General features: G+C 76.3%; 7 protein-coding genes, 1 tRNA gene and 1 other RNA gene. 4 read left to right on the top strand and 5 right to left on the bottom strand.

Annotation, left to right across the window (positions count from 1 at the left end; all coding sequences use genetic code 11):
* Nucleotides 1-156: 156 nt before the first annotated feature.
* Both ACFVXK_RS12000 and ACFVXK_RS11995 read right to left on the bottom strand, forming a co-directional pair.
* Complete coding sequence (locus ACFVXK_RS12000) at nt 157-600, bottom strand: luciferase family protein (protein ID WP_389611392.1); 444 nt, start codon at nt 598-600, stop codon at nt 157-159.
* Nucleotides 601-670: 70 nt separating this feature from the next.
* Nucleotides 671-1,222 carry an NAD(P)H-dependent oxidoreductase gene (locus tag ACFVXK_RS11995; protein WP_389611391.1) on the bottom strand — a complete coding sequence of 184 codons (552 nt, stop codon included), beginning with the start codon at nt 1,220-1,222 and terminating at the stop codon, nt 671-673.
* Nucleotides 1,223-1,503: 281 nt separating this feature from the next.
* Between ACFVXK_RS11995 and ACFVXK_RS11990 the strand changes: the two genes are divergently transcribed.
* Nucleotides 1,504-4,092 (top strand): AAA family ATPase, encoded by a 2,589-nt coding sequence (locus ACFVXK_RS11990; RefSeq protein WP_389611390.1) that lies wholly within the window; start codon nt 1,504-1,506, stop codon nt 4,090-4,092.
* Here ACFVXK_RS11990 and ACFVXK_RS11985 read toward each other — a convergent pair.
* The gene (locus ACFVXK_RS11985; protein ID WP_389611389.1) at nt 4,079-4,744 is read right to left on the bottom strand and encodes a TetR/AcrR family transcriptional regulator; all 666 of its coding nucleotides are present in this window, start codon (nt 4,742-4,744) and stop codon (nt 4,079-4,081) included. The two genes, ACFVXK_RS11990 and ACFVXK_RS11985, sit on opposite strands and share 14 nt — an antisense overlap.
* Nucleotides 4,745-4,855: 111 nt before the next feature.
* Between ACFVXK_RS11985 and ACFVXK_RS11980 the strand changes: the two genes are divergently transcribed.
* Nucleotides 4,856-5,548 carry a hypothetical protein gene (locus tag ACFVXK_RS11980; protein WP_389611388.1) on the top strand — a complete coding sequence of 231 codons (693 nt, stop codon included), beginning with the start codon at nt 4,856-4,858 and terminating at the stop codon, nt 5,546-5,548.
* A gap of 34 nt (nt 5,549-5,582) precedes the next feature.
* Here ACFVXK_RS11980 and ACFVXK_RS11975 read toward each other — a convergent pair whose 3' ends face one another.
* Together ACFVXK_RS11975 and ACFVXK_RS11970 are read right to left on the bottom strand one after the other, a co-directional pair.
* Nucleotides 5,583-7,976 carry a helicase-associated domain-containing protein gene (locus ACFVXK_RS11975; protein ID WP_389611387.1) on the bottom strand — a complete coding sequence of 798 codons (2,394 nt, stop codon included), beginning with the start codon at nt 7,974-7,976 and terminating at the stop codon, nt 5,583-5,585.
* 179 nt (nt 7,977-8,155) lie between these two features.
* Nucleotides 8,156-8,243, bottom strand: a tRNA-Ser gene (locus tag ACFVXK_RS11970).
* A 131-nt stretch (nt 8,244-8,374) separates the two neighbouring features.
* On the opposite strand from ACFVXK_RS11970, the gene ffs reads away from it, so the two are divergent.
* Nucleotides 8,375-8,473, top strand: an RNA gene (gene ffs / locus ACFVXK_RS11965) — signal recognition particle sRNA small type.
* A 54-nt stretch (nt 8,474-8,527) separates the two neighbouring features.
* Nucleotides 8,528-9,803: DNA polymerase III subunit gamma and tau (locus tag ACFVXK_RS11960; protein WP_389611386.1), on the top strand; the 1,276-nt coding region annotated here is incomplete at its 3' end.

Genomic DNA, 9,803 nt, shown 5'->3' with positions numbered 1-9,803 from the left:
CCCCGGGCGGCGCCGCGCCGGGGCCGGGGGGGCGCCCCCCCCCCTGGGCTGGGGGGGGGGCCGGGGGTCCAGACCCCCCCCCCCACCCCGAGGGGGTTCACGGGTAGGGGGCGGCCCCGGTGGGGGGGCCCGCCCCCTTCCGTACACCGGGGTGCGTTACTTCGCGCCCATCGCGTACCGGTACGAGAACCGGATGATCTCCCAGACCGTCTCCAGCTCCGCCGCCGTCCTCGGCCCGTACACGAGCACCACGGCCTGCACCGGGTGGTGCACGCCCCAGCCCGCGGCGATCACCTCCTCCTCGGCCTCCTTCGGAAGCGTGAGGTGGAGCGAGCCGTCGTGGTGGGGGTGGATGTGGGCCCACTCCCTACCGCGCTGGAAGGCCTCGACCGGACCCGTTCCGATGCCCTCCGGGATGAAGAGGGACCGGGCGTGCGGGACCGAGACCAGCGTGGGGGCCATGTAGACGAACGGCAGCGCGCGCATCCGCCCCCACAGCTCCTCCTGGAGCATGATCGGGGAGATCTGCGAGCCCTGGCCGTGCGGGGCCGGGCCGAAGACCCGCGGGGCCGCCCCTTCGCGGGGGGTCAGCGTGAGCATGGCGGTGTTCCTTTCCGGCCGGTGAACCGGCGGCAGCGTGAAGTTCCCGCGGGGCCGCGGCGGCCGGGCGTCAGGCGTTCGCCTTGGTGGCGAGCTGCTCGAGCACCTCGAGGACCGCGGTGGCGACCTCGGTGTCGTCGCCGGGGTGGGTCTCGGCGAAGCGGGTGACGGAACCGGCGACCGAGAGGCGGGCCTCCTCGAGCACGGCGCCACCAGCGATGCCGGCCGACTTGCGGGCCTCGTCCTGGGCCCACACGCCGCCGTAGCTGCCGAAGGCGGTGCCGATGACGGCGACCGGCTTGCCGGTGATCGCGCCGGTGCCGTACGGGCGGGACAGCCAGTCGATCGCGTTCTTCAGCACGGCGGGGATGGTGCCGTTGTACTCGGGGGAGACGAGCAGGAGCGCGTCGGCCCCGGCCACCGCCGCCCGCAGGTCGGCCGCCGCGCCGGGGACGGAACCCTCGACGTCGATGTCCTCGTTGTAGAAGGGGATCTCGGCGAGACCCTCGTGGATCTCGACGGAGACGTGGCCGGGCGCGTGCTTGACGGCCGCCTCGGCGAGTTGACGGTTGTGCGAGCCGGCCCGGAGGCTGCCGACGAGGGCGAGGACGCGCACGGTCATGATCGGACTCCTTGGTGAGAGGCGCTGCAGGGCGGTTGCCGCGGCGGACACCGCGATCCCGGCCCCGACGGTAGGGGCGGGCGCCGGAATGCTGCCTGAGCGCCACTTGAGGACCAGGTCACGGCGGGTGCCGCGACCTGGTCCCGACCGTAGGCGGGGGAGGCCGCCGGGCGGATCAGTAAGGTTTCTGGCAGCGGCTACGTAAGTCCGCCGGGAGCGCCGCGGGTTGCCCCGCGTACGCGCCCCGGAGGGCGGCGCGGGCGGCGAGGGGGAAGCGGCACATGCTCTACGGGCGGCAGTCCGAGGAAGCGGCGCTCGACGCGCTGCTCGAAGCGGCACGGGAAGGACGCGGGGGAGCACTCGTCCTGCGCGGGGAGGCGGGCATCGGCAAGTCCGCCCTGCTGGACCGGATCCCGGCGGGCCCGGCGCACACGCTGCTGCGGGTGGGCGGCTGCGAGGCGGAACGCGACCTCGTCGGCGCCGCCCTGCTCCAACTGCTGTGGCCCGTACAGGACCTGGTCGACCAGCTGCCCGGCCCGCAGGCGCAGGCGCTGCGCACGGTGCTCGGCGGCTCCGCCGGCCCCGCCGACCGGTACACCACCGGCCTCGCCCTGCTCACCCTGCTCGCCCGCCTCGCCGAGTCCGGCCCGGTGGTCTGCGTGGTCGACGACGCCCAGTGGCTGGACCAGAGCAGCGCGGACGCCCTGCTGTTCGCGGCCCGGCGGATCGCCGCCGAGCCGGTGGCCCTCGTCTTCGCCGCCCGCGACGAGGGCTTCGACGCGCGCGGCCTGCCCGAGCTCCACCTCCCCCGGCTGGACCGGCGGGCGGCCGCCGAACTGCTGGACCGCTACCGGCTGTCCGCCCCGCGGCGCGCCCACGTCCTGGAGAGCGCGGACGGAAACCCCCTGGCCCTGCTGGAATTCGGCCGGGGCGACCGGGGTTCGGGCCCCTGCGGCGGCCAGCGGGTCACCGACCGCGTCCTGGCCTCCTTCCGCGGCACCATCGCCGAACTGGACGACGACGTACGGCTGCTGCTGCTCACCGCCGCCGCGGACAGCAGCCGTGACCTGGCCTCCGTACTGGCCACCGTCGACGCGCTCGGCGGCAGCGGGACCGGAGCCCTGGAATCGGCGGAACGGTCGGGACTGCTCCGCGTCGACGGCGCCCGGGCCGCGTTCCGCCACCCGCTGGTCCGCGCCGCCGCCTACCAGGGCGCCGCCTCCGGCCGGCGCGCCCGCGTCCACCGCGAACTCGCCGCCCGCGCGGCCGACGCCGACGTCCGCGCCCACCACCTGGCCCTGGCCGCCCTCGGCCCGGACGCCGCCGTCGCCGCCGAGGTCGCCCGGGCGGCCGACCGCGCCCGGGACCGGGCCGCGCCCGCCATCGCCTGCGACCTCTACCAGCGCGCCGCGGCCCTCTCCACCTCCCTCCCGGACCGCGGACGGATGCTGCGCGGGGCCGCCGGCGCCGCCGTGGCCGCGGGGGACCTGCCCCTGGCCGCCACCCTGGCCGGCAGGGCCGGACCGCTCGCCGGCACCGGGCCGGAGCGGGCCGCGCTCGCCGAGGTCCGCGCCGCCGTGGAGTTCGAGCGCGGGGACCAGGCGGCCGCGGCCCGGATCCTGGTCGAGGGCGCCCCGGAAGCCGAGCCCGGACCGGCGGCGGCGATGCTGCGCACCGCGGCCACGTACGCCTGGTTCTCCGGGGACGCCGACTCGGTACGCGCCTGCGCCCGGCTCCTGCCCGGCGACCACACCGTCCGGGGCATGGCCGGGCTGGTGGACGGCGACCACCGGGCCGGGCTCGCCGCCCTCACCGCGGCCGCCGCGGAGGGCGGTCCGGGCATGCGCCCGCTGTACGCGGCGGCCCTGCTCGGCGCCGACGACCGGGTGGAGGAGCTGGTCACCGCCGAAGTGGCCCGCAGGCGCCGGGACGGCCTGGTGGGCGGACTCCCCGAGGCGCTGCAGATGCTCGCCCGGCTCCAGGTCATCCAGGGCCGCCACCGCGACGCGGAGGCGTCCGTGGCCGAGGCCCGGGCCGTCGCCGAGGACTGCGGGATGCCGCAGCGCGTCGGCCGGCTGGACGCGGCCCTCGCCCGGATCGCCGCGGTCGAAGGGGATCCGCAGCGGTGCCGGCCGGCGGCCGGCGAGGCCGTCGACGGCGGGGTGGCGGTCGCCTGCGCGCTCAGCCTGCTCGACCTGGGCCTGGGCCGCTACGAGGAGGCGCTGGAGCGACTGGAGTCGGCGTGGACCCGCCCGGGCCACTACATGACGGCCCTGGTGTCCGCGACCGGCGACCTGGTGGAGGCCGCCGTCCGGCTCGGCGCCCCCGAACGGGCCCGGCTCCCGTGGCAGCGCCTGGCCTCCTGGGCGCAGGCCGGGGGCCAGCCCTGGGCCCGGGCCCTCGCACTGCGCTGCGAGGCGCAGCTGACGGGACGTGAGGGGGCCTTCGAGGAGGCCGGGCTCCTCCACGAGCGGGGCGGCCGCCCCTTCGAGGCCGCCCGCACCCTGCTCGTCCACGGGGAGTGGCTGCGCCGCGCCCGCCGCCAGGCGGAGGCCCGGGCCCGGCTGCACGCCGCCCTGGAGGTCTTCGAGCGCCTGCGCGCCGCCCCCTGGGCCGAGCGCGCCCGCGCCGAACTCCGCGCCGCGGGCGACTCCGCGGCCCCGGCCGTCCCCACCGCCCGCGCCCTCGCGGACCGCCTCACCCCGCAGGAACTCCAGGTGGTCCGCCTGGCGGCCGAGGGCCGCAGCAGCCGCGAGGTGGCCGCCCTCCTGTTCCTGAGCCCGCGCACGGTGGAACACCACCTCTACAAGGCCTACCCGAAACTGGGCATCCGCTCCCGCACGGAGCTGGCCCGCCTCACCCTGGACTGACCGCGCTGTCCCCGGGCGGGACGGGCCGGGCGAGCGTCGCGAAACCGGCGCAGAGCAGGCGCAGGCTCCGGGTGAACTTCTCGTCCTGGCCCAGGTGCGGCGCCGGGGCGTCCATGAGCAGGGGGAACCGCTCGCGCAGTTCGGCGAGGAGCTCGGGGGTGACGGCGGGGGGCGCGGCCGGCTGGTTCTGTTCCTGGAGGACGAAACCGGTGACGTGGCTGAGCAGCGTGTCGGCGGCGATGCCGCAGTCCTCGGCGGGCAGCCCGGCGTCGCGCAGGGTGCGCAGCAGCCGTTCCATCAGGGAGAGGGCGCCGGTGCTGAGCGTGCCGGGGCTCTCGGCGAGGAGCTGGGCGCCGCCGGGGTGCTCCTTGATGCTCCGGCGCAGGGCGCCGGCCTGGGCCGTGACGCGCTCCTGCCAGGTGGCGGCGGGCGGGAGGGCGGCGAGGGCCTCGCTCCCGGCGTCGTAGGCGCCCCGGCAGACCCGGTCGGCCATCAGCGCGAGCAGCTCGTCCTTGCCGCGCACGTGGTAGTAGAGGCTGCCCGCATGCGTGTCGAGGCGGTCGGCGACCTGGCGCATGGACAGGTTCTGGTAGCCGACCTCGGCGAATACGGCCATGCCCGCGTCGAGGATGCGCTCCTTGGTGAGCTTCATGCGTCCCACCGTACAACGGATTCCAACACCGTTGGAATCCTGCTAGCCTGCGTCCTGTCAGGTTTTCGAACGGTGTTGGAAAACGCCGTCGCCAGGGGGAGGAGCCAGGTCATGGAGGCGATCGTCTTCAACGTGACCACGGCCGCGCTGATGGTCGTGATGTTCAACTGCGGGCTCGGCGCGGTCGGCCGCGACACGCTGCGCTCGCGGCCGCTCCCCTGGGCGGCCATCGCCCTGACCGGCCTCGCCGTCGGCGGCGTCGTGCTCCAGCTGGTGTGGTCCGGCGCCATGGACGCGCTGGACGCGGACCCGGCCAAGTCCGGCTGGTGGCGCGAGTTCACCTCGGTGTTCCTGCAGAACGGCGGCTTCTCCGGCGGCCTGTGGAACCTCGTCACCCTGGCCGCGGTCGCGGCGCTCGCCCAGTGGTACTGGGGCGCCCCGCTGACCCTCGGCTTCTTCCTCGCCGGCATCGTGCTCCCCGGCCGGATCGACGCCCTGCTCGGCTTCGGCGACGGCCCCGGCGCCGGCCCCGGCGCCGACCCGCGCAACTTCGCCGGCAGCTCGGGCGCCACCTACTTCCTCGGCGCCACCCTCGCCCTCGCCCTCCTCACCCGCACCCGCCTCCCCAAGGAGCGCGCCCTGGCGGCCGCGGTGCCGGTCCTCGGCCTCGCGATGTGGCTGGCGCAGGAGAACGGCCACGGCCTGGTGGCGGTCTACGGCTTCGCCCTGGCGGCGGCGACCCGGGCCGTCCGCCACCACCTGCCCCGCCGGACGCCGGACCGCACGGACCGCACGGCGGCCTGACCCGGCGCCCGCGCGGACCGGACGGCGGCCTGACCTACACCGGCATGACGCCCTGGATGCGGGACAGCGTGAAGACCCGTTCGGCGTCCCGCAGGTGGCACCACGCCTGGAGGTAGGGCGGGTCGAGTTCGAGGTGGCTGAGCACGCGGACGGTGTGGCTGCCCGAGGCCGCGACGTACGCGACGGTGATGGCGCCGCCGGAGTCGAGGGCGTGGCCGAGCTGGCGGACGTCGGTGTAGGAGAGCTGCTCGGCGTACCCGGAGACGATCTCCTCGGTGCACGTTCCGAACGGGATCCCGCCGCTGAAGGGAGCGGGCTCGGGGGCCGTCGGCGGGACGTGCACCAGCCAGGCCGCCCAGGCGTCCGCGGCGGCGGCCGCCGACGTCTCCGCGGGCCCCGCACGTCCCGTGCCGGCCGTCGCGGAGGCTCCCCGCGGCGCCGGAACGGCAGCGGCCCGCTGGGCGGGGGCCCTCTCGATGCGGACGGTTCCGTCGGCGGTCTCGGCGACGGGGGCGTAGCCCTCCTTCCGCAGCGCGGCCAGCGTCCGGTCGGGCGCGGCGGCGCTGACGAGGACCGTCGGCGCGAGCTGCCGCAACGCGAGCGGGGACAGCCCCCGGTGGGCGGCGAGCTCGGCCAGGAGCGCCGGCTCCTCGCCGTGGACGACGCAGGCGGCCGGGGCGATGCGCACCCGGCCGTGACGGCGCGCCGCGTCGGCGATGAGGTACGACAGCGGCTGCGGCAGGGGGCCGCCCGCGACGGCGGCCAGTTCGGCCGAGATCCCGTCCGGGGTGCGGCCGGCGTCCAGGGCCCGGCGCACGCTGGCGGAGCTGAACCGCCAGACCGAGGCCGCCCCGCTGCTCTCCCGGTCCGCGGTCGCGTCCAGCAGCTCGGCGAGGTGCGCCGTGGGTGTACCGCCGACGACGGCCGTGAGGTCGCCGCCGAACCGGGCCGTGCCGGTGGCCCAGGGCAGCAGTCGCCGGCACTCGACGGTCAACCGCTCGTCGTCGCCGTCCAGCAGGGCGGCGCCGAGCGCGGAGAGCGAGCCCCGGGCGACGACGCCGAGCAGCTCGGCCTCGCGGATCGTGGTGGCGAACGGCGTCCCGTCCTGGAGCGACGGGTGCGCGAGCGGACGGTGCCAGGCCACGAGCGGCCCCAGATCCGCGGAGGTCCGCGCGCCCCGCCCCGCCGGGAGCCGTGCCGCCGCGGCGAGGAGCCCGGCGCGCGCCTGCGGACAGCCGTCGCAGGGGGGCGTACCGGCCAGGGCGGGGAGGGCCCTGCCGTCCTCGTCGCGGGTCTCCGACGGGGTGAGCGGCAGCGTCCACCACGCCCGCAGGAGGACGGCGAACCGGGCCGCGGGCTCCTGCGCCGCCCAGACGTCGTACTCCTCGGTGGCCGTGAAGCCGGGGCCGTCCAGAGCCAGGAGCCCGGCCGCGTGCGCCGTCTCCAGCGCGACGCGCACCACGACGTCGACGGCGTGCGCGGCCTTGCCGATCCGGCCCAGTTCGCGCGCGCCGACGCCACCGGACTTCAGCCGGGCCGCAGGAGTCGCCGAGCAGACCGACAGGACCGAGGCGGCGTGGGCCGCGAAGGCCGTGGCCGCCGCTGCCGCCTCCCGGTCCGCCTCCACGGCCGTGACGGGCACCAGCTCCGCGGCGGGCGGTACGGGCTGGAACGGGGCGTGCCAGTCCGGCCCGCGCAACGCCAGCGCCACCTCGGCGGGCATCCGGTCCGTCCCGTGTCCGTGCTGGTCGGGGACGAGGAAACCCCGGTCCAGGGCCCATCGCGCGCCCGGCCGGGACCCGGCCCCGGCAGCCCCGGACGCGACGGACCCCGCCCGCCGCTCCAGCAGCTCCCGGGCGGCGGGAGGGGCCTTCGCGATCACCGAGACCACGCGCTCCGGATCGCAGTGGTGCTCCAGGACGGCGGCCACGCGCTGCTGCCGGGTACCGGCCGGCTTGAGACCCAGGGCCACGAGCATGCCGCGCAGCCCCTCGGAGGTCACGCCCTCCAGCAACTCCTCCAGCGGGGCGTCCAGCCCCAGGGGGGCGTCCCACGCGCGCCACAACGGCGCGGTCAGCCGAAGAACGCCGTCACCGTCCGGCCAGACCAGCGCGTGATCGGCCAGGGTCTCCAGTACGGCGTCGAGTTCCCGGGCGGCGGCGGCCGACGTCGCCCCCAGGACCCGCGCCAGGGCGTCGCGCGCCAACGCCCCCAGGCCCGCCAGGGTTTCGGCCACCTGCAGGCACGGCAGCGTGAGCCGCGGCAGGGCGAGCGCCACCGAGGCCGGCCGCTCCAGGCGCTCCGCCACTTCCGCCATGGACCGGGGCTGCGGCGGCGCCACGGCGTCCGGCCGCGCCAGGACGAGGCGTGCCAGCCGCGCACCGTCGAGGCCGGCGAGCCGACCGGTCAGAGTGGATGGGGACGTCATGACGGCACCTCGCCCGGCCGGGAACGTACAAGGGGGCCGGATCCGGCCCGCACCGGACCAACGATCGCGCACCCCACCGCCCCGCGTGCGCCGTACGGACGGGTTCACCCGGGCGAGGACCGACGGGGACGGGGAAACGCCGAAGGGCCGGACCGCCGATGCGGTCCGGCCCTTCGGGCTGGCGGAGGATACGAGATTCGAACTCGTGAGGGGTTGCCCCCAACACGCTTTCCAAGCGTGCGCCCTAGGCCTCTAGGCGAATCCTCCGCCGCAAACAATACAAGACGTTGAGGGGTGCTCGCGAACACGATCCGGATCGGGGGTCCGGGCGGTGACCCGGACGGGGAGGGCGGCGGGGGCGGGCTCGATTCCGGGGGGTTCCATCCGCTAGGGTGGGGCCCAGCCCCTCACGTGGCGCTATCTCACCCAACTCCCCCAGGGCCGGAAGGCAGCAAGGGTAAGTGGGCTCTGGCGGGTGCGTGAGGGGCGCTTTGCGTTCCCGGGGCGGCGGCAGGCGGCTGTTGTCGGTGGGCCCGGATAACCTCGTAGACGTGTCGTCCCTTGCGCTGTACCGCCGCTATCGCCCCGAGTCGTTCGCCGAGGTCATCGGGCAGGAGCATGTCACTGTCCCGCTGATGCAGGCCCTGCGGAACAACCGGGTCAATCACGCGTACCTGTTCAGCGGGCCGCGCGGGTGTGGAAAGACGACCAGCGCGCGCATCCTGGCCCGCTGCCTCAACTGTGAGCAGGGTCCCACTCCCGACCCCTGCGGCGAGTGCCAGTCCTGCCGGGACCTCGCGCGCAACGGCCCCGGGTCCATCGACGTGATCGAGATCGACGCCGCCTCGCACGGTGGTGTCGACGACGCCCGCGACCTGCGCGAGAAGGCCTTCTTCGGGCCCGCGTCCAGCCGCTACAAGATCTACATCATCGACGAGGCCCACATGGTCACCTCGGCGGGCTTCAACGCCCTGCTGAAGGTGGTCGAGGAGCCGCCGGAGCACCTCAAGTTCATCTTCGCCACGACCGAGCCCGAGAAGGTCATCGGGACGATCCGCTCGCGTACGCACCACTACCCCTTCCGGCTCGTGCCGCCGGGGACGCTGAGGGACTACCTCGGCGAGGTGTGCGGGCGCGAGGGCGCCACGGTGGAGGACGGGGTGCTGCCGCTCGTCGTGCGGGCCGGCGCCGGGTCCGTGCGCGACTCCATGTCCGTCATGGACCAGCTCCTCGCCGGTGCGGGTGAGGAGGGTGTGACGTATGCCATGGCCACCTCCCTGCTCGGCTACACCGAGGGCTCGCTGCTCGACTCCGTCGTGGACGCCTTCGCCGCCGGGGACGGGGCAGCCGCCTTCGAGGTCGTCGACCGGGTGGTCGAGGGTGGCAACGACCCGCGCCGGTTCGTCGCCGACCTGCTGGAGCGGCTGCGCGACCTGGTGATCCTGGCCGCCGTGCCCGACGCCGGGGAGAAGGGGCTCATCGACGCCCCGGCCGACGTGGTGGAACGGATGCAGGCGCAGGCGTCCGTGTTCGGCGCCGCCGAGCTCAGCCGCGCCGCCGACCTGGTCAACGCCGGGCTCACGGAGATGCGCGGGGCCACCTCGCCGCGCCTCCAACTGGAGCTGATCTGCGCCCGGGTGCTGCTCCCGGCCGCCTTCGACGACGAGCGGTCCGTCCAGGCCCGGCTGGACCGGCTGGAGCGCAGCGGTCCGCCCGCCGGCCCGGTCGCGATGGGCTACGTGCCCGGACCCGACGCCCACGGGATGGCCCCGGCCGGCCCGGGGGGCGGGGTCGCCGCCGCGCGGGCCGCCGTACGGGGTCCCGTGC

Source organism: Streptomyces sp. NPDC058157 (assembly GCF_042884105.1).
In the GTDB taxonomy this organism is placed as follows: Bacteria; Actinomycetota; Actinomycetes; order Streptomycetales; family Streptomycetaceae; genus Streptomyces.
Note: the sequence above shows the minus strand (reverse complement) of the source record. Positions and strands in the feature narration are given on the sequence as shown.